Below are 20759 nucleotides of genomic sequence, written 5' to 3'. Positions count from 1 at the left end.
TAGCCAACTTAAAATTCCTTTACTGGTAAAACGCCAACTTAAGACATTTTTCATATCACATACAAAAAATCCAATACCTAGGTATTGGATTTTTAGTATTTATTAATAAACAACTAATGGCTAGCTGATATTACTACAACCTTTCATATAAGGTTGTAGTACTGTTGGAACATTAATGCTGCCATCAGCTTGCTGGTAGTTTTCTAATATAGCAACAAGTGTACGCCCTACTGCTAAACCTGAGCCATTTAAAGTATGCACAAGCTCTGGTTTATTGGTTTCACTATTACGGAATCGCGCTTGCATTCTACGAGCTTGGAAGTCACCCATATTAGAACATGATGAAATTTCACGATATGTATTTTGCGCTGGTAACCAAACTTCAATATCGAAAGTTTTTGTCGCACTAAAGCCAATGTCACCAGTACAAAGTACAACGGTACGATATGGTAATTCTAATTTCTCTAGAATTTTTTCAGCATGACCGGTTAATTCTTCTAAGGCATTGAAAGAATTTTCAGGCTTAACAATTTGTACCATTTCAACTTTATCAAATTGATGTTGACGAATTAGGCCTCGAATATCTCGACCGTAAGAGCCAGCTTCACTGCGAAAACATGGCGTATGCGCACACATTTTAATAGGTAATTCTTGCTCTTCAACAATTTCATCACGTACTAGGTTCGTTAATGGTACTTCTGCTGTTGGTATAAGTGAGAATTTTTTATTGTTTAAATCGGTATGAAATAAGTCTTCACCAAATTTTGGTAATTGCCCGGTACCATATAATGAATCATGATTAACTAGGTAAGGCACGTACATTTCTTGGTAGCCATGCTCTTCACTGTGGGTATCAAGCATAAATTGTGCAAGTGCACGATGTAATTTTGCAATTTTGCCACGCATTACCGCAAAACGTGTACCAGCCAATTTTGCACCGCTTTCAAAATCTAAACCTTTATCTAGTGCCGTGGCCACATCAACGTGGTCTTTTACTTCAAAGTCAAATTCACGTGGCGTGCCCCAACGCTTAATTTCGACGTTGTCATCTTCGCTCTCACCAGCAGGTACTGATTCATGTATTAAGTTTGGAATTGCAGAAGCAATACTATCAATTTTTGCTAATACATTACTTTGTGCTTCTTTAGCAGCTTCTAATTCATCGCCCAATTTACTTACTTCGGCAAGTAGCGGCTGAATATCTTCACCACGCGCTTTAGCTTGTCCTATCGACTTAGAGCGGGTATTACGCTGATTTTGCAAATCTTGTGTTTTCATTTGGATAGATTTGCGTTGTTCTTCCAACTCAATTAATTGGGCGGTATCTAACGTGTATCCTCTTTTTGCAAGTTCAGTTGCGGTGTTTTCTATGTCTGTTCTAAGTAGTTTTGGATCAAGCATGATATGTCACGTGTTTTCTTTGTTATTTACTTGTTAAAAATAGATACAATAAACATTCCTAATGCCGCTGCAAAAATACATAAGCTAACATTAAGTAAAACATTTACTGACGCTTTCAATACATCACCTTGTTGAATTAATAACAAAGTGTCTAATGAGAATGTTGAGAAGGTTGTAAAAGCACCTAAAAAACCGATACCGATCAGTGTTCGATAAACACCAACTTCAATTACACCTTGTTCAATTAACCCATAAAGTGCTCCCATGATCAGGGAGCCGGAAATATTAACCGCCAACGTCGCAAAAGGGAATCCTTTTCCGAGCCAATTTAAAATTAATTGTGAAATATAGAAGCGTAAACTTGCACCACTAGCACCGCCTATGGCAATTAATAAGTACAATGTAAAGTTGCTAATAGTATTAGTCATAACGACGATTATTACTCTGTTGGTCTAATTGATTCAAATAATTAATTTTATCTCGCAGTTGTTTTTCTAAGCCACGGTCAGTTGGCTGATACAATACCGTCTGTGCTATTTCTTCTGGAAAATAGTTCTCTCCAGCAGCAAAAGCTCCTGCTTCATCATGTGCATAGCGGTATTCGCTACCATGGCCAAGATCTTTGGTAATCGCACTAGTAGAATTTTTCAAATGAATTGGTACGTCTAAATCACTTGTTGCTTTAGCCATTGCCTTAGCTTGACTAAAAGCACTATAAACGGCATTACTTTTTGGTGCTAACGCCATATAAACAGTAGCTTGCGCAATTGCTCTTTCCCCTTCACTGGGGCCAACACGCTGGAAGGTATCCCAGGCATTTATTGCTAATTGCATTGCTCTAGGATCAGCATTGCCGATATCTTCACTCGCAATGGCAAGTAAACGACGAGCAACATATAAAGCGTCACCGCCACCTGTTAGGATACGGGCATACCAATATAAGGCAGCATCTGGGTTAGAGCCGCGTACCGATTTATGAAAAGCACTGATCAAGTCATAAAAGGCATCACCACCTTTATCGTAAAGGGCTATTTTATTTCCAGCCACTTGAATAAGTTGTGCTTTCTCTATTTCTTGCTGGTTGTCGTTTATCGACGCTATTTCTAAACAATGCTCAAGTAAATTAAGTAACCGTCTGGCATCACCATTTGCCAATGCGATAAGTTGTTTTTTGGTTTCACTATTAAGAACAACTTCAATACCTGTTGTATCTAGTTGATAGCTCATCGCCCGAGATAGTACTTTTTCTAAGTCATTTGGGTTTAATTTCTTTAAGGTATAAACACGTGCACGTGACAATATAGCTTGGTTAAGCTCAAATGCAGGGTTTTCGGTCGTGGCACCAATAAAAATTATAGTGCCGTCTTCAATATGTGGTAAAAAAGCATCTTGCTGACTCTTATTAAAGCGATGCACTTCATCAACAAATAACACCGTTCTTCTTTGCTGATGTATGGCTCTGTCTTTGGCATTATCAATTGCTTGACGAATATCTTTAATACCTGAAGTGACCGCAGACACACGTTCAATATCAGCATTGGCATGATTAGCAATAATTTCGGCAATCGTGGTTTTACCTGTGCCTGGAGGCCCCCAAAATATAATTGAGTGCACTTTTCCTTGTTCAATTGCTACCGTTAGTGGCATACCTTGACCAAGGATATGCTCTTGGCCTTGATATTCTGCTAGTGATTTAGGACGTAATTTTGCCGCTAACGGTTTAAAAGTATCACTTTCAGCAAACGCTAAATCTAGCGTTCCGTTAGCGCTGGTCATCTAAATAAACACCTTCGGGCACGGTAAAATTAAACAAGTCATTATTTGCTTGGTTATTATGCTCAGATAATGAAATAACGCTTAATTGTCCGGTAGCATCTAAAATATTAAAAGCGACTAATTGCTCACGAGCACCATTATCGCTAAATGTTAATTCTAAAGACTTAACACGGGCGTTATCATTTTTGGCTTGAATTAAATAATTATTATCACTCAGCTGACTAACTCGATAGTCTTGCCACAACTTAGGATCATTGTTGGTGATTAATAATATCGGCGTGTTTGCAATCGCGTTTTGTAAGGTATAAACACTAACCTGTTCAACAAATGGGTCATAAAACCAAAGGTTACTGCCATCTGAAACAATCAGTGATTCGTCAGGTAACTTTGTTTGCCAGTTTACTAAATTAGGTTTACTTACTGATAGTTGACCACTACCTTGTTGTAGCTCTACGCCACTTTCATCAAAGATTTTTTGCGTAAACTTGGCACTAAAAAATTCAATTTTTGTCAATTTAGCCATCAATTCAATTTTACTTTTTGAATTAGTGAATTGTTCATTAGTTGCAGTTTTATTTTCATTAGCCACGGCTAAAATCGTACTTTTGCTGTCTTTAATATTTTCAGTTGCTGTATTTTCTGCCAAGCTTGTTGTTGATAATACCGCATTAAATAACGTTGCAGTTACAACGCCACTTTTTATCAAATTCATTTTAATGTTCCTTAATTGGCGGTGGTGCTAATACTTCTCTGGCACCATTATTACCGGGTCTACTTACGACACCTTGTAATTCCATTTGTTCAACTATACGGGCAGAGCGATTGTAACCAATTCTAAATTTACGTTGGATGCTAGATATTGATACACGTCGCGATTCGGTAATAAATGCAAGGGCTTCATCATATAAAGCGTCAAGCTCTTCTTCACCGTTACCTTCAGATTGCTCTCCTGGCAATAAAATTTCTTGCTCGGTATCACCAGAAAGTATTTCTTCAATATAGTTTGGCTCAGCACGTGACTTCCAGTCACTTACTACCGCATGTACTTCATGATCGTCAACAAAAGCACCATGAACACGAATAGGTACCGCTTCGCCAGGTGGAAGGTAAAACATATCCCCCATCCCTAGTAATTGCTCTGCACCCTGTTGATCTAGAATAATACGAGATTCAATGCGTGATTGGACGCGAAGTGCCATACGTGTTGGAATATTTGCCTTAATCAAACCAGTAATTACATCAGCAGATGGACGCTGTGTTGCTAGTACTAAATGAATACCGGCCGCACGCGCTTTTTGCGCAATACGAGCGATCAGTTCTTCTACCTTCTTACCAACGATCATCATCATGTCAGCAAACTCATCAACAATAATTACAATTGCCGGTAACTTTTCTAACGTTGGAGGCGTTTGAGTAAAAGCGTCACTTGGTTGCCACAACGGATCAATCATCGGCTCGCCATCAGCAATAGCTTTAGTGACTTTATCGTTATAGCCTTTAAGGTTACGTACACCTAACTTAGACATTAATTGGTATCGTCGCTCCATTTCGCCTACACACCAACGAAGTGCGTTGGCCGCTTCTTTCATGTCGGTAACAACTTCTGACAACAGGTGCGGAATACCATCGTAAACTGAAAGTTCAACTTGCTTAGGGTCAATCATGATCATACGCACATCTTCTGGTGAAGATTTATATAAAATACTGACAATCATGGTATTAACGGCTACTGATTTACCTGATCCCGTTGTACCGGCTACCAGTAAATGTGGCATTTTGGCTAAATCTGCAATAACTGGCTCTCCGGAAATATCGCTGCCAATTGCCATTGCTAAGTTTGATTTTGACTGAGCAAATTTATCGTTAGAGATAACCTCAGAGAAAAATACTGTTTCACGATGTTTATTAGGTAATTCAATGCCAATAACAGACTTGCCTTCAATAACCTCAACTACACGAACGCTTTTTGCTGAAAGTGACCGTGCTAGATCTTTTGATAAATTGGTAATTTTACTAACTTTAACGCCCGGTGCTAAGTTTAATTCAAAACGAGTTATAACTGGGCCGGGGAAAACGTCGACAACTTCAGCTTTAATTCCAAACTCAATTAGCTTTGCTTCAACAAGGCGAGATACTTTATCAAGCTGCTCTTGGTCAATCGGATTTTTAACTTTATCTGCTCTATCGAGTAAATCTAATGATGGCATATCATCATAATTTGGCTCTGCAGGCTTATCATTTTCAAGCTGTTGATAAATTTTATCGTGTAAAGTTGTTGGTTCATCTACGACAATTTTTTCAACAGGTTCAAAGGCGGCTGCTATTTCATCGTCACTTACATGCTCTTGGACATTAATAGCTAATGGCTCACCCATAAGTTCATCAATATCAACAAATGGCTCTTGTTCCCGTGTGTTATAGGCACTGTCGTCTTCACTTTTGGCAAATAAGCTTTCATGTTCCTCTTCACTAAGTGCTGCTAGTGCTTCTTTAACCTCTTCAGGCTCTTCATCAAACGGAATATAGTGTTCAGTTACGTTTTCTTTAATGGAATCAGTATTTTCAGATTTATTTTCTAATGTTGCCGAGTCCTTTATTAATGCACTATCATTGATTTTACGAGTTTTATTATCATTAATCGGTTTTTCAATACCTGTACCTAAATGGTGCTTAATTAACGCCGGTAAAGCGACAAGATATTCCAATGCTGCAATAGTGTATTCACCCACTTTATCGATAGTTTTAAGTAATGAAATACCGGTAAGTAAAACAAACCCAGAACCACAAAAGGTTACAAATAATAATGTACTGCCAACAAACGACAGATAAGGTAATAATGAATTACTAAGTACATCACCTAAAATACCACCGGCCGAAAAATAAAAAATATCATCAAAATTCATGCTAGCAATTGAAGTAATGCCAATATAAAACAAAATAAAACCAATGAATTTTAGTCCAAGTGTTAAATAGTCGAGTTGAATTAATCTATGATATTTTTGAAATAGCAACCAACCTGTTATAGCAATAACAAAAGGCAGGCTATAAGCGACAAGACCAAATAGGTTTAATAATAAGTCAGAAAAATAAGCACCAATTGCACCACCAAGGTTTCTTACTGGTGTTTGATAACCCGTTTGCGACCAACCTGGGTCTGCAGGATCAAAACTAAATAACGCTAACATGATAAACATAGCAAAAACGCAAGACACTAATAGTCCTGCTTCAAGAAGACGCTGAACGCCGTTTAACTTAGGAGATGGAGAAGACAAATATACACTCTTGAAAATATTTTCATTATAGTAATGCTAAAGTACCAAACATTAGCGATGAATTAAATGTTATTAGCGCTTAATTGGTAACAGATTGGCGGATTTCACCTCTTCCATTACTACGTAGGTTCTACTTTCGCTAACTGCTGGCAATCGAAGTAATGTATCACCGAGTAATTCACGATACGCTGCCATATCTGCAACACGGGTTTTTAATAAGAAGTCAAAATCACCCGAAACTAGGTGGCACTCCTGGATAACATCAAGTTCATGTACGGCTTTTGAAAAATCGTCAAAAACATCAGGGCTAGTTTTTGTTAGCGTAATTTCTACAATAACCAATAGCGCTGCTTCAAGCTTATGTGGGTTTAATCGTGCTTGGTACCCTAGTATATACTCATCATTCTCTAATCTTTTTACCCTTTCTAAACAAGGAGTTGCACTAAGCCCCACCCTTTTTGAAAGTTCAATATTAGATAAGCGACCATTTTTTTGTAATTCAACTAAAATGTTTTTATCAATACGATCAAGTTTTTTATTAGTTACAGACGACATATTATATTAATCACTAGTGAAATTAATTTTAACAGGATTATATCCTAACATATAAAAAATAACGACAGGTTAATCCGTATAAAACTCACTATACTAGTTTCATATTTTTGAGGAGAGATAGAACTATGATTATTGGTGTACCAAAAGAAATAAAAAACCACGAATACCGCATTGGCTTAACTCCAGCTGGCGTTAAAGAATTAGTTGTAAATGGCCATGACGTTATCGTTGAAAATAATGGTGGTGCAGCAATCGGTTTTGATAATGAACAATACATTACAGCCGGTGCAAAAATTATCGACTCTGCAGCAGAAATTTTCGCAACTGCTGACATGATTATTAAAGTAAAAGAACCACAGCCAAATGAATGTAAAATGCTTCGTCCTGGGCAAGTATTATTTACTTATTTACATTTAGCACCAGACCCACAACAAACTGAACTATTAATTGCTTCAGGCGCTACCTGTATTGCTTACGAAACAGTAACACAAAATGGCGGAGGCTTACCGTTATTAGCACCTATGTCTGAAGTAGCTGGCCGTATGTCTATCCAAGCTGGTGCACATGCTTTAGAGAAAGCACAAGGTGGCTTAGGTGCATTGTTAGGTGGTGTTCCTGGTGTTGCTCCGGCAAAAGTATTAATTGTTGGTGGTGGTGTTGTTGGTACACAAGCGGCTCGTATGGCTGTTGGAATGGGCGCTGACGTAACTATTTTAGATCGTTCATTACCTCGTCTTCGTCAACTTGATACTGAATTTGATGGTCGTTTAAAAACGGTTTATTCCACGGCTGATGCTATGGACCAACTTATTGTAGAAGCTGATTTAGTTGTTGGTGCCGTATTAATTCCAGGTGCAGCTGCACCGAAATTAGTTACAGCGCAACATATTAAAATGATGAAAAAAGGTGCGGTTGTTGTTGACGTTGCAATTGACCAAGGCGGTTGTTTTGAAACATCAAAAGCAACAACACACCAAGAGCCAACATATGTTGTTGATGATGTTGTTCACTATTGTGTTGCTAACATGCCAGGTGGTGTTGCTAGAACATCAACAATGGCATTAACAAATGCAACTATGCCATTTACTGTTACGTTAGCAAATAAAGGCGCAAAACAAGCTATGCTTGATGACGCACACCTTATGGCAGGCTTAAACGTACTAGGTGGGAAAATTACTTACAAGCCAGTTGCTGATGTACTTGGCTATGATTATGTGACTGCAGAAGACGCCATCGCAACACTTTAATTAAGTAAGCAATTTATCTAAAGCCGTTATTTTCAATAACGGCTTTTTTTATTCTATTGCAGTTCATCCTTATAAATTCAAGATTTTGCATGCCTTCAAATAGCTAATTTGTAACATTAAGCTTGCAGTTTGATAAAATTGGTAATTATTTATAATTATTTCTTTGTTGCTCTCTTGAGATATTCCCTTAGAATCCCAACCATTAAAAACATCAATATATTTTCTTTTGGAGTAGTTCATGAGCGAAGCAAGACATTGCCCGTTACTCATTTTAGGTTCTGGCCCTGCCGGTTATACCGCAGCTGTTTACGCTGCACGCGCAAATTTAAAGCCAGTGATGATCACAGGTATGCAGCAAGGTGGTCAATTAACCACCACAACCGAAGTTGAAAACTGGCCTGGTGACGCTGATGATTTAACGGGTCCTGCATTAATGGAACGTATGCAAAAGCATGCGGAAAAATTTGATACAGAAATCATTTTTGATCATATTAATGAAGTTGATTTTAGTGAGAAGCCATACAAGTTAAAAGGTGACTCTGGCTCTTATACTTGCGACGCTTTAATTATTTGTACCGGTGCTTCTGCACAATATCTTGGCTTACCATCAGAAGAAGCCTTTATGGGTAAAGGTGTATCAGCATGTGCTACATGTGACGGTTTCTTTTATCGTAATCAAAAAGTAGCGGTTGTTGGTGGCGGTAATACTGCCGTTGAAGAAGCTCTTTATTTATCGAACATTGCTTCTGAAGTTCATTTAGTGCATCGCCGTGATACTTTCCGTTCTGAAAAAATCTTAACAAAGCGTTTAATGGATAAAGTTGAGAATGGCAACATTGTATTGCATCTTAATAGCACGCTAGATGAAGTACTAGGTGACAACATGGGTGTTACAGGTGTAAGACTGAAAAGTTCACAATCTGAAGCAACCGAAGAGTTTGACGTAATGGGCGTATTTATTGCCATAGGCCATAAGCCAAATACTGATATCTTTAAAGATCAACTTGAAATGAAAGATGGTTACTTAACCATTCAAAGTGGCACCAATGGCAATGCAACACAAACCAGTGTTGAAGGTATTTATGCTGCTGGTGATGTTGCTGATCACATCTACCGCCAAGCTATTACCTCTGCAGGTGCAGGCTGTATGGCAGCACTAGATGCCGAACGTTACCTTGACGCAAAAGGCAGCCACTAGCATATGAATAGAGCTATTCCTTGGTTATCATTGGATAGCTCTACTTTTCCAGACGTTTCAACAGCATTAAATGAGCCTAACGGTTTACTCGCCTTCGGTGATGATTTAACACCGAAAAGAATATTACAGGCCTATCAACAAGGAATTTTTCCTTGGTTTAGTGATGGCGAACCTGTCATGTGGTGGAGTCCAGATCCACGGGCAATTATCAATATAGAACAATTAAGAGTTAATAAAACCCTTAGTAAGTTTCTAAAAAAAAAGCCCTATACGGTTACCCTAAATAAAGCCTTTCAAGAAGTTATCGCTTATTGCGCCGATGCACCATTTCGCACAGAGGAAACTTGGATTGTTCAACCTATGTTAGAAGCTTATCAAGCACTACATCAAAAAGGGCAAGCACATTCGATTGAAGTGTGGCAAGAAAACGAACTGGTTGGCGGTTTATATGGCATCGCGATAAATGGCTACTTCTCTGGTGAATCAATGTTTTACACCAAAACTAATGCCTCAAAAGTCGCTTTAGTATATTTAGCAAAACTATTAAAATCGATAGGGGTAAACTTTATTGATTGCCAAATGCAAAATCCATTTTTACAGTCTATGGGTTGCATCGAAGTTTCACGACCAGCATTTATTCAACAGCAACAACTAGCAAAAAGCATTACTATTGAACCTCAGTTTTGGCAAGCACGACAATTGAGTTAGAAATAATTAGCTTAATCAATAGCTGATTCAGCGGTAGTTGCTGCTTCTTCATTGGCCAAAATAACACTTCCATTACGTCCTTGCGCTTTTGCCTGATACAGCGCCTTATCAGCACGTGCGTATATTGACTTTTCATCATCGCCATTTTTATATATCGCCGCACCAATACTAACCGTTAAAATATTAGAAACTGATGAGTCAGGATGAATAATTGCTTCGCTTTCAAGAGTTTTGTGAATACGTTGACAAATAATATCGGCGCTATGCCAATCTACATCAGGAATTAAAATAGCAAACTCTTCACCACCTAAGCGGGTTACTGAGTCGGTTTCTCTTTGAAATATGTCCGTTAATAGTTGGGCAATTTTAACTAAACATTTATCTCCTTCAGGATGACCTAAATTATCATTATATTGCTTGAAAAAATCGACGTCTAATATCAGTAATGAAAAGCCAAGTTCAAATCTGTGTGCACTTGCCAAAGCCGCTGTCATAGCAAGCCTAAAGCCTTTACGGTTTTGAATTTTCGTTAAATCATCAATAATATTTAAGCGTTGTAGCTGGCGCTTTAACATTTCATTTTTAACCACATGATACTGCCCTTTAAGCAACAACTGGCGCATGGTACGCATAAAAAGGATAAGTAATACCGGAAACTTAATTACAGAAATGAATAAATCAAATGCAGTTTGTGGAACCTGAATTTGCAGTGCTAAATAGATAGCAGCGATCGAAAAAGACGATATATATAATAAAGTTAGATTTGAATAATAAGCGAGAATTGAACAAATAAAAGCAATAACTAGTAAATCGGAAGCTGACTCCAGCTTACCCCACTGATTAAATATAATATACGCTAAACAAAGCCAAGCGATAGACAACATCACAGACGAGATAAAAAATTTCACAACATGCAGAGATTTTTCCCAAAAATATTGAGTAGCAAAAATCAAACTTAAAATAGCAAGCGTATACGCAAGTACTGAACCTTGTTTTAATGATGATTTATCTATCACAAGATATAAAGTAACAATAACTTGAAAGAAAGCAACGAGGATAAGCATCCACTGGATGCTTGAGCGATTTACTGTGTGTTGAATTTCATTGGCGTATTCCTTCCATTCAGCAGAGTTTTTCAATGAATAAATACCTTACTTTTCTAAGATTATTTACCTAATTTATATATTAGTGCGATAACCAAATTCTAGTATAAACAATAACGAATAACAAAGTTATACATTAGTAACAATGCCTTGCGAGCAATAAAAGCAAAAGCTTAGCTTTAATAATTGCTATAATAACAAATAATAGAAAACAGCATACCAATACGCTTACTGCGTTATAAAGGTTCTTAATGAGTTTAAATTACAAGCTTGGTATTACGAAATCGTTTCCCTGTAACTACCTGCCTGATCAACAAGAAAGGCTATTAGTTGCAGTTGACCCAGCCTTACATGACAGTGAACATTATAGTTGGCTTATGCAACAAGGGTTTAGACGCAGTGGCGATGACATTTACCGCCCTCACTGTCAAACATGTCAAGCATGTCAATCTCTTCGAGTTGTCAGTGCTTTATTTACTCCATCGAAAAGCCAAAAGCGGTTGTTAAAGCGCAGCCAACACTTTAACATTCGAGTTAGCCATACGATTAAAGACAACTACTATCCTTTATATGAACAATATATAAATGAAATTCACTATGACGGTAGCATGTTCCCCGCAACGCCAGAGCAATTCAGAAGTTTTGCTGGTAGTAACATAGCACCTCAAATATATATTGAAATATGGCATGACAAGCAATTGATCAGTGTTGCGGTAACTGATGACATCCCGAATGCGCTCTCAGCGGTTTATACCTTTTATCACCCTGATTATCGAAAATACGGACTTGGTGTTGTTTCTATTCTTAAACAAATTGAAGTTTCTCGGCAATTAGAGCGAGAATTTCTTTACTTGGGATACCAGATAAATGAATGTAATAAAATGAATTATAAAGACCGCTTTAAGCCCCATCAGATTTTAGTCGAAAATCAGTGGAAAACAGTAAATAAATAACACTATAGCTTTACATTAGCGTTGCAATTCGGCATTATCTGCGCAGCTTTTTATTTACGCACTAATTTAGAGGTTTGGCGCCCAATGGCGAAAGAAGAAAATATTGAAATGCAAGGTACTGTTTTAGATACTTTGCCAAATACTATGTTCCGTGTTGAATTAGAAAATGGTCATGTTGTTACCGCTCATATTTCTGGGAAAATGCGCAAGAACTACATCCGTATTTTAACTGGCGATAAGGTTACTGTTGAGTTAACTCCTTACGACTTATCTAAAGGCCGTATTATCTTCCGTGCTAGATAAAAATAATTCATTTTTAAAAAACGCTTTAGGTTTTGTCTAAAGCGTTTTTTTATATCTCAATTTTAGCCAACTAAATTTAAGATATAAAAAAAGCCAAGTAATACTCAGCTTCTTTAACGTTATTATAAATTAATTAGTGCTCTACTAACTCTTTTTTCGATTCGTAGTTAATCACCAGTTTGTCTTTCTTAACCGCTACTTTTGCAACGCCACCTTGCGTTAACTCACCAAATAATAATTCATTGGCAAGCGGCTTTTTCAATTGCTCTTGAATTAAGCGTGCCATTGGTCGAGCTCCCATTGCTTTATCATAACCGTGGTTTGCCATCCATTTTTTAGCATCTTTAGTGATCTCTAAAGAAACACTTTTTTCATCTAACTGAACTTGTAATTCGACAATAAATTTATCAACGACTTGCTGAATAACATCATCACTTAAATGATTAAACCAAACAATATTGTCTAGTCGGTTTCTAAATTCTGGTGAAAATACTTTGTTAATTTCATCCATCGCATCAAGACTATTATCTTGCTGTTTAAAGCCTATTGACTGTTTCGTAGTATGTGCAACACCCGCATTAGTGGTCAGTACTAAAACAATATTTCTAAAGTCTGCTTTGCGACCATTATTGTCGGTTAACGTACCGTGATCCATCACTTGTAGTAAAATGTTGTAAACATCTTCATGAGCTTTTTCTATTTCATCAAGTAGAACAACCGCATGTGGGTTTTTAATCACGGCATCGGTTAGTAAGCCGCCCTGTTCATAGCCGACATAACCAGGAGGTGCACCAATCAGCCGACTAACAGCATGTTTCTCCATATATTCCGACATGTCGTAACGTAGCAACTCAACACCTAATACTTTCGCAAGTTGTTGAGTAACTTCTGTTTTACCAACACCGGTTGGGCCAGCAAAAATGAATGAACCAACAGGTTTATGCTCATTACCTAAACCAGCACGTGATAAACGAATTACAGCAGATAGTTCATCGATCGCATGATCTTGGCCAAAAACTACCAATTTCAAGTTTCTATCTAAAGTTTTCAAGCTGTCAATTTCAGTAGAAGATACTGACTTTTCCGGTATTCTAGCAATTTTCGCAACGATATTTTCAATGTCGGTATTGCTGATCACTTTTTTACGCTTTGAAGGCGCAACTAGTTGCTGACGCGCACCGGCTTCATCAATAACATCAATAGCTTTATCAGGTAAAAAGCGTTCATTTATATATTTGTCAGATAATTGCGCGGCTGCGCGCAAGGCATTATTCGAGTATCGAATGCCATGGTGTGATTCATACTTGTCTTTTAAGCCATGAAGAATTTTAGTGGTATCGTCTACACTTGGTTCGACCACATCAATCTTCTGAAACCTTCTTGCTAATGCACGATCTTTTTCAAAAATGCTTTGGTATTCTTGATAAGTGGTTGAACCTAAGCATCGTAACTTACCTGATGAAAGTAATGGCTTTAACAGATTAGATGCGTCCATCATACCACCAGATGCAGCACCTGCACCTATGATGGTATGAATCTCATCAATAAATAATATTGCATTACCGTCTTGTTCTAACTCTTTTAACAGCGCTTTGAAGCGTTTTTCAAAATCGCCTCGGTATTTTGTGCCAGCCAATAATGCGCCCATATCAAGCGAATAAATTGTCGCATCAGCTAAAAATTCAGGAGCTTTATCTGAAATAACTAGATTTGCGAGCCCTTCGGCAATAGCAGTTTTACCAACACCTGCTTCACCAACATATAGCGGATTGTTTTTCCTACGGCGACTTAGCACTTGTAAAGTGCGCTCGAGTTCACTATCACGCCCTATTAACGGGTCAATATTCCCCTTTAATGCTTCTTCATTTAAGTTTGTAGAAAAGTTTTCAATAGTGCGCGGCTCTTCCTCTCCCTCTTGAACTGGTTCTTGGCTATCATTATTCGCTTGTTCTATTTTTGCGATACCATGAGAAATATAGTTAACAATATCTAAGCGACTAATATCAGACTTTTTCAAAAAGTAAGCGGCTTGTGACTCTTGCTCACTAAAAATAGCCACAAGTACATTTGAACCATTAACTTCGCTTTTCCCTGAAGATTGCACATGAAAAACCGCACGTTGTAGCACCCGTTGAAAACCTAAAGTAGGCTGAGTTTCTCGCTCTTCCTCACCGGTTGGTATAACGGGTGTGGTATCAGCTATAAATGCAAGTAGCTCTTTACGTAATTTTGTCATATCTGCACCACAGGCATGCAGTGCATCAATTGATGAAGGGTTATCTAACAGTGCCAACAATAAATGTTCAACCGTCATAAATTCATGGCGAGACTCTTTAGCCTGTCGAAAAGCCATATTTAACGATACTTCTAAATCTTTATTTAGCATAGGTTACTCCAATTCAAATCTAGCGTAATTACGCTTTTTCCATGGTACATTTAAGCGGATGTTCGTTGCTTGTTGCGTAATTGAGTACTTGATCAACTTTTGTTTCTGCCACTTCAGCTGTATAGGTACCACATCGCCCCTTTCCTTTGTAATGTACAGCTAACATTACGTCAGTTGCTTGCTCTGAGTTCAAGTTAAAAAACTTACACAATACATCGATAACAAAATCCATCGGTGTATAGTCATCATTTAATAAAACAACATTGTACATTGGTGGTTTTTGATGCTCTTCAATTATCTCGTCATCAAGAACCGCTTGGTCATCAATTAACTCTTTCCATCTACTCATAATTCTATATTAGTCTGTCAGTTAAATTTTTGCTTTAAGAATTGAAAAAATAATAATCAAATATCACTAATATATACTAGTTATCACTTGACTATTTTTTTTTATTATCTACGATTTACTTTGGTGGGCGTTTTTTGTCCACTTCTGATACAAATTTAATGCTTTGAGGAAAGCATACCTAATTACCGATGATTTTAGAAGGATGTTGAAGTATGGCTCACGGTACAGTTAAGTGGTTTAATAATGCAAAGGGGTTTGGTTTTATTCGTCCAGAGGATGGTGGTGAAGATATTTTTGCTCATTACTCTACAATTCAAATGGAAGGATACCGTACATTAAAAGCGGGTCAAGACGTAAACTACGAGTTAAATGCCGGACCAAAAGGTCACCACGCGGCAAGCATTACGCCATCAGATGTAGAAGCAGAAGAGTAACTTTTAGCTTTTGATGGGTAAAACAAAAAAACACAGCCTAAGCGCTGTGTTTTTTTATTAGAGAACAAGAAAATTTAATTTCATTACTTACATATGTTCAATTATGCAATCACCAAATTCAGAACAAGTAACAAGGGTTGCATTATCCATTAAACGTTCAAAATCATAGGTTACTGTTTTTGCATTAATAGCGCCCGACATGCCTTTCAATAGTAAATTAGCCGCTTCAACCCAACCCATATGACGTAACATCATCTCTGCCGATAAAATAACTGAGCCTGGATTAACCTTATTCAACCCTGCATATTTTGGCGCCGTACCATGAGTTGCTTCAAAAATTGCCACTTCATCATTTAAATTGGCACCAGGTGCTATACCAATACCACCAACTTGAGCTGCTAAGGCATCAGATAAGTAATCACCATTTAAATTTAACGTTGCAATAACGCTATATTCCGCTGGACGTAGTAAAACCTGCTGTAACATGGCATCGGCTATAACGTCCTTAATGATGATTTCTTTACCTGTTTTAGGGTTTGTTAAACAACACCAAGGACCGCCATTTAATAATTCAGCTCCAAATTCCTCCCTTGCAAGCTCATAACCCCAGTCTTTAAAAGCACCTTCGGTAAATTTCATAATATTACCTTTATGAACTAAGGTAACTGATTCCCTATCGTTATCAATAGCGTACTGTATTGCTTGTCTAACCAGCCTTTGCGTACCTTCTTTGGAAACCGGCTTGATACCTATCCCACAATTTTTTTGGAAGCGAATTTTAGTTGCTCCCATCTCTTGTGTTAGGAAGTTAATCATTTTAGTGGCTTGTTCTGTGCCAGCTTGGAATTCAATACCAGCGTAAATATCTTCCGAGTTCTCTCGAAAAATAACCATATCAACTTCGCTTGGCTTTTTAACAGGGGTTGGCACGCCCGTAAACCATTGCACTGGCCGCTGACATACATATAGATCAAGAATTTGTCTTAATGCAACATTTAACGAACGCATACCACCGCCAACGGGGGTTGTTAATGGTCCTTTAATGCCAACCTTATACTCTTTAAACATCGCTAAGGTTTCATCGGGTAACCAAGTTTCTGAATCATACATTTGTGTCGCTTTTTCACCTGCGTACACTTCCATCCAGTGAATTTTTCTATCATTGCCATATGCTTTATTTACCGCTGCATCAACTACTTTCATCATAGGTGGCGTAACATCGACACCAATACCGTCACCTTCTATGAATGGAATTATAGGGTTACTCGGTACAGTTAACTTACCATCAATTGAGGTGATTTTAGCACCAGAACTAGGAATATTTACATGACCCGACATATGAACTCTCCTAAATTTATAAATGAAAATAGCCGTTTGCTATATTCGTTATTTATTAAATTAAATGAAAAAGAGCAATGACACTAATACTGAAATAGTGATAATGAACATCACTGTGGTGAATAATTAAAACAAGTGTTTTAATTATTACTGAATTTAAGCAAAAAAAAAGCTAGGCAGTAGCCTAGCTTTTCTTGCTGAGTCTTAACTTATAGTAAGCTAGACAAGATAGTATTTAACGTTTCACTAGGACGCATTGCTTTTGCGGCTAATTCAGCATTAGCAAAATAGTAACCATCAACATCCATGCTAGGACCTTGCGCAGCATTTAACTCTTCAACAATTTTATCTTCTTGTTTTGTTAATGCTTGAGCCACAGCAACAAAGCTTGATTTTAAGCTTTCATCACTTGTTTGCTCAGCTAACGCTTGTGCCCAATACATTGCTAAATAAAAGTGAGAACCACGATTATCTAACTCACCAACGCGACGAGATGGAGATTTATTTTCTTGTAAAAACTTAGCCGTAGCTTGATCAAGCGTATCCGCTAAAACTTGTGCTTTAGCATTACCGGTATTAACACTTAAATGCTCAAGTGAAGCTGCTAATGCTAAAAACTCACCTAATGAATCCCAACGTAAGTGGTTTTCTTTTTCAAACTGTTGCACGTGCTTAGGCGCTGAGCCACCAGCACCAGTTTCAAATAAACCACCACCGTTCATTAATGGCACGATTGATAGCATTTTAGCACTTGTGCCAAGCTCTAAAATTGGGAATAAATCAGTTAAGTAGTCGCGTAAAACGTTACCCGTAACGGAAATTGTGTCTTCACCTTTAGCAACACGTGCTAATGTATATTCACACGCTTTAACAGGTGCCATGATTTGAATATCTAAACCAGTAGTGTCGTGATCAGCAAGATAAGCATTCACTTTTTTGATCATTTGAGCATCATGACCACGATTTTCATCTAACCAGAATATTGCTGGTACATTTGTCGCTTTTGCTCGTGTTACGGCTAATTTAACCCAATCTTGGATTGGCGCATCTTTCGCCTGACACATTCTCCAAATGTCACCTTCAGCAACATTGTGCTCAATTAACGTTTCACCGTTGTCATTTACAACACGCACTGTACCTTCGCCTGTCATGGTAAACGTTTTATCGTGTGAACCATATTCTTCAGCTTTTTGCGCCATTAAACCGACGTTAGGTACAGTACCCATAGTAGTTGGGTTAAATGCACCATTTTCACGACAGAAATCAACAACAGCAGAAAATACACCTGCGTAGTTACGATCAGGGATCATAAACTTAGTTTCTTTCTGCTTGCCATCTGGTCCCCACATCATTCCTGAAGCACGTAACGCTGCTGGCATTGAGGCATCGATAATTACATCACTAGGAACGTGTAAGTTAGTAATGCCTTTATCAGAATCAACCATAGCTAATTCAGGACGTGTTTCATAAACGGCAGTAATATCAGCTTCGATTTCTGCTTTCTTCTCATCAGATAAACGAGCGATTTTAGCGTAAACATCACCAATACCGTTATTAGCGTCAACACCTAACTGTTCAAATGTTTCACTGTGCTTAGCAAAAACATCTTTATAAAATACTTTAACCGCATGACCAAACATAATTGGATCAGAAACCTTCATCATCGTTGCTTTAAGGTGCAATGATAATAGAACGTCTTCTGATTTTGCTTTTTCAGTTTCAGTAGCAAAAAAGTCTACTAAAGCCTTTTTACTCATTACCGAAGCATCAATAATTTCTTGATCTAATAATGCTAAATGCTCTTTCAATAATGTAACTTCACCATTTTGGGCTACGTATTCAATTTTAACGTTAGTTGCGCCATTAATGGTTGCTGATTTTTCGCTACCGTAAAAATCACCCGATTGCATATGTGCAACATGAGATTTTGTTGTTGGTGACCAAGCACCCATTGAATGTGGGTTGTTGCGAGCGTATTGCTTTACAGAACCAGGAGCACGACGATCTGAATTACCTTCACGTAACACTGGGTTTACCGCAGAGCCTAAAACTTTAGCGTAAGTTAACTTGATTGACTCTTCAGCTTCATTTTGCGGCTCTTCAGGGTAATCAGGTAAGTTATAACCTTTTGCTTGTAGCTCTTTGATAGCTGCTTGCAACTGTGGAATTGACGCTGAAATATTCGGTAATTTAATAATATTTGCTGCTGGCGTTTTCGCTAATTCACCTAATTCAGCAAGTGCATCTGCCATTTTTTGTTCAGCAGTTAAATACTTAGGGAAGTTGGCAATAATACGACCCGCCAATGAAATGTCGCGTGTTTCAACATCAATTGCAGAAGACGCTGTAAAAGCTTTAACGATTGGTAATAAAGAATGCGTTGCTAAAGCTGGAGCTTCATCGGTAATAGTGTAAATAATTTTTGATGTATCTGTGGTCATTTAAAATCCTTTGCTGATTTGTCAATAATCGATAAAATGAATAGAAATTCAATTTAAATTGATATTCATTTTATCGATAAAAAATATTTTGCGCGCGCATAGTATCGGAATTCAAAGCGCATTAAAATAGATGAATTATCTACAGCACAAATTCAGCAAGGCAAAGTTTAGTGACAAGTAAGCAAAAACAAGCGTTTGCGCGCAGAAACCCCCAAAAAAACACAAAGGTACGACCAGTTAACTTTAAAACTGAAATCGTACTTTTTAACAAACCATTCGATGTTTTAAGCCAATTTACCGATGACCAAAACAGAAAAACACTAAAAGATTTTATAAATATTAAAGATGTTTATGCAGCTGGCCGTCTTGACCGAGACAGTGAAGGTTTATTGTTATTAACCAATGATGGTCAATTGCAACACAAGCTGGCTAACCCAAGTCAAAAAACAGAGAAAACTTATTGGGCGCAAGTTGAAGGCGTACCAACCGAAAAAGATATCTACGCGTTACGCCAAGGCGTTGAATTAAAAGACGGGTTAACTAAACCGGCTAAAATAAATATTATTGATGAACCCAATATATGGCCGCGCACCCCGCCAATTCGAGAACGAGCTTCAATACCGACAACATGGCTTGAAATTACCATTAGTGAAGGACGAAATAGACAAGTTAGACGTATGACTGCACATATTGGTTTTCCGACCCTACGCTTAATTCGCTATCGTATTGGCAAATGGACCATTGACGATATCAACAACGGCCAATATAAGAGGCTAACCCATGGATAAGCCGCTAACTGAAACTCAACAACCCGATAACCCCCATGGTAGTGAGCAATTTAAACCAAATACCACAGTAGCGGCCGTTGTTTGTTGCCAAAATAAGTTCTTATTGGTTGAAGAGTTAGAACATGGCGAAACCGTTTATAACCAACCTGCTGGCCACCTAGAAAGTCATGAAAATCTAATAACCGCCATCAAGCGTGAGTTAAAGGAAGAAACCGGGCTTTTATTATCACCGCAACATTTGTGCGGTATATACTACTATTATCGAGAAAGTATTGAGCTACATTATTTGCGCTTTTGCTTTGTTATCGAGCTAGAAAAACCACTAGCAACGCAACCAGAAGACGATGAAATTGTTGCTTGTCATTGGCTTAGCCTCGAAGAAATAAAAGAAAAATCAACACAATTACGTAGCCCACTGGTATTAGAATGTATTGAAGATTACCTTAGTGGAAAAAAAATCCCGTTAAGTCACTTAAAATCTAATCTTTAATCTATCATCAAGATAAT

At 37.8% G+C, this 20759-nt stretch carries 19 protein-coding genes; 8 read left to right on the top strand and 11 right to left on the bottom strand.

Features of this window, described 5'->3' with window-relative positions; all coding sequences use genetic code 11:
- Window positions 1–120: 120 nt before the first annotated feature.
- From serS to lrp, 6 genes are all read right to left on the bottom strand, one after another.
- Window positions 121–1401 carry a serine--tRNA ligase gene (gene serS, locus AC27E9_RS13775; protein ID WP_487131083.1) on the bottom strand — a complete coding sequence of 427 codons (1281 nt, stop codon included), beginning with the start codon at window positions 1399–1401 and terminating at the stop codon, window positions 121–123.
- Between the two features lie 26 nt (window positions 1402–1427).
- A complete protein-coding gene (crcB, locus tag AC27E9_RS13770) occupies window positions 1428–1829 on the bottom strand; it encodes a fluoride efflux transporter CrcB (RefSeq protein ID WP_487131082.1) in 402 nt (133 codons plus the stop codon).
- Window positions 1822–3177 (bottom strand): replication-associated recombination protein A, encoded by a 1356-nt coding sequence (locus AC27E9_RS13765; RefSeq protein ID WP_487131080.1) that lies wholly within the window; start codon window positions 3175–3177, stop codon window positions 1822–1824. Before AC27E9_RS13765 ends, crcB begins: the two co-directional genes overlap by 8 nt.
- Window positions 3164–3889, bottom strand: coding sequence for an outer membrane lipoprotein periplasmic chaperone LolA (gene lolA / locus AC27E9_RS13760; protein WP_487131078.1), 726 nt, complete (start codon window positions 3887–3889; stop codon window positions 3164–3166). The genes AC27E9_RS13765 and lolA overlap by 14 nt, the downstream gene beginning before the upstream one ends.
- A gap of 1 nt (window position 3890) precedes the next feature.
- A complete protein-coding gene (locus tag AC27E9_RS13755) occupies window positions 3891–6449 on the bottom strand; it encodes a DNA translocase FtsK (RefSeq protein WP_487131076.1) in 2559 nt (852 codons plus the stop codon).
- A gap of 72 nt (window positions 6450–6521) precedes the next feature.
- Window positions 6522–7004, bottom strand: a complete 483-nt coding sequence (gene lrp, locus AC27E9_RS13750; protein ID WP_487131074.1) for a leucine-responsive transcriptional regulator Lrp — start codon at window positions 7002–7004, stop codon at window positions 6522–6524.
- A gap of 125 nt (window positions 7005–7129) precedes the next feature.
- Between lrp and ald the strand changes: the two genes are divergently transcribed.
- From ald to aat, 3 genes are all read left to right on the top strand, one after another.
- Window positions 7130–8251 carry an alanine dehydrogenase gene (gene ald / locus AC27E9_RS13745; RefSeq protein ID WP_487131072.1) on the top strand — a complete coding sequence of 374 codons (1122 nt, stop codon included), beginning with the start codon at window positions 7130–7132 and terminating at the stop codon, window positions 8249–8251.
- Window positions 8252–8489: 238 nt separating this feature from the next.
- The gene (gene trxB / locus AC27E9_RS13740; RefSeq protein ID WP_487131071.1) at window positions 8490–9449 is read left to right on the top strand and encodes a thioredoxin-disulfide reductase; all 960 of its coding nucleotides are present in this window, start codon (window positions 8490–8492) and stop codon (window positions 9447–9449) included.
- Window positions 9450–9452: 3 nt separating this feature from the next.
- A complete protein-coding gene (gene aat / locus AC27E9_RS13735) occupies window positions 9453–10157 on the top strand; it encodes a leucyl/phenylalanyl-tRNA--protein transferase (protein ID WP_487131069.1) in 705 nt (234 codons plus the stop codon).
- 11 nt (window positions 10158–10168) lie between these two features.
- Here the strand turns inward: aat and AC27E9_RS13730 are convergent, their stop codons facing one another.
- Complete coding sequence (locus AC27E9_RS13730) at window positions 10169–11296, bottom strand: GGDEF domain-containing protein (protein ID WP_487131067.1); 1128 nt, start codon at window positions 11294–11296, stop codon at window positions 10169–10171.
- Window positions 11297–11511: 215 nt separating this feature from the next.
- Here AC27E9_RS13730 and AC27E9_RS13725 point away from each other — a divergent pair, with 215 nt between their 5' ends.
- Entirely contained in the window at window positions 11512–12213 is a 702-nt protein-coding gene (locus tag AC27E9_RS13725) for an arginyltransferase (RefSeq protein ID WP_487131065.1), read from the top strand.
- Window positions 12214–12297: 84 nt separating this feature from the next.
- Window positions 12298–12516, top strand: coding sequence for a translation initiation factor IF-1 (infA, locus tag AC27E9_RS13720; RefSeq protein WP_011043571.1), 219 nt, complete (start codon window positions 12298–12300; stop codon window positions 12514–12516).
- Between the two features lie 133 nt (window positions 12517–12649).
- Here infA and clpA read toward each other — a convergent pair whose 3' ends face one another.
- Entirely contained in the window at window positions 12650–14902 is a 2253-nt protein-coding gene (gene clpA, locus AC27E9_RS13715; protein WP_487131063.1) for an ATP-dependent Clp protease ATP-binding subunit ClpA, read from the bottom strand.
- Between the two features lie 28 nt (window positions 14903–14930).
- Complete coding sequence (gene clpS, locus AC27E9_RS13710; protein ID WP_487131062.1) at window positions 14931–15251, bottom strand: ATP-dependent Clp protease adapter ClpS; 321 nt, start codon at window positions 15249–15251, stop codon at window positions 14931–14933.
- Window positions 15252–15463: 212 nt separating this feature from the next.
- Between clpS and cspD the strand changes: the two genes are divergently transcribed.
- On the top strand, window positions 15464–15685 hold the full coding sequence (gene cspD, locus AC27E9_RS13705) for a cold shock domain-containing protein CspD (RefSeq protein ID WP_487131061.1): 222 nt from the start codon (window positions 15464–15466) through the stop codon (window positions 15683–15685).
- 87 nt (window positions 15686–15772) lie between these two features.
- Here cspD and icd read toward each other — a convergent pair whose 3' ends face one another.
- Together icd and AC27E9_RS13695 are read right to left on the bottom strand one after the other, a co-directional pair.
- The gene (icd, locus tag AC27E9_RS13700; RefSeq protein ID WP_487131059.1) at window positions 15773–17023 is read right to left on the bottom strand and encodes an NADP-dependent isocitrate dehydrogenase; all 1251 of its coding nucleotides are present in this window, start codon (window positions 17021–17023) and stop codon (window positions 15773–15775) included.
- 209 nt (window positions 17024–17232) lie between these two features.
- On the bottom strand, window positions 17233–19464 hold the full coding sequence (locus AC27E9_RS13695; protein ID WP_487131057.1) for an NADP-dependent isocitrate dehydrogenase: 2232 nt from the start codon (window positions 19462–19464) through the stop codon (window positions 17233–17235).
- Window positions 19465–19634: 170 nt separating this feature from the next.
- On the opposite strand from AC27E9_RS13695, the gene AC27E9_RS13690 reads away from it, so the two are divergent.
- Window positions 19635–20252: a pseudouridine synthase gene (locus AC27E9_RS13690; protein ID WP_487131055.1), complete on the top strand. Its 618-nt coding sequence runs from the start codon at window positions 19635–19637 to the stop codon at window positions 20250–20252.
- Window positions 20245–20742: an NUDIX hydrolase gene (locus tag AC27E9_RS13685; RefSeq protein WP_487131053.1), complete on the top strand. Its 498-nt coding sequence runs from the start codon at window positions 20245–20247 to the stop codon at window positions 20740–20742. Before AC27E9_RS13690 ends, AC27E9_RS13685 begins: the two co-directional genes overlap by 8 nt.
- Window positions 20743–20759: the final 17 nt, after the last annotated feature.

This window comes from Colwellia meonggei, assembly GCF_057537295.1.
The sequence above is the reverse complement of the archived record's forward strand: the minus strand, read 5'-3'. Positions and strand labels throughout refer to the sequence as shown.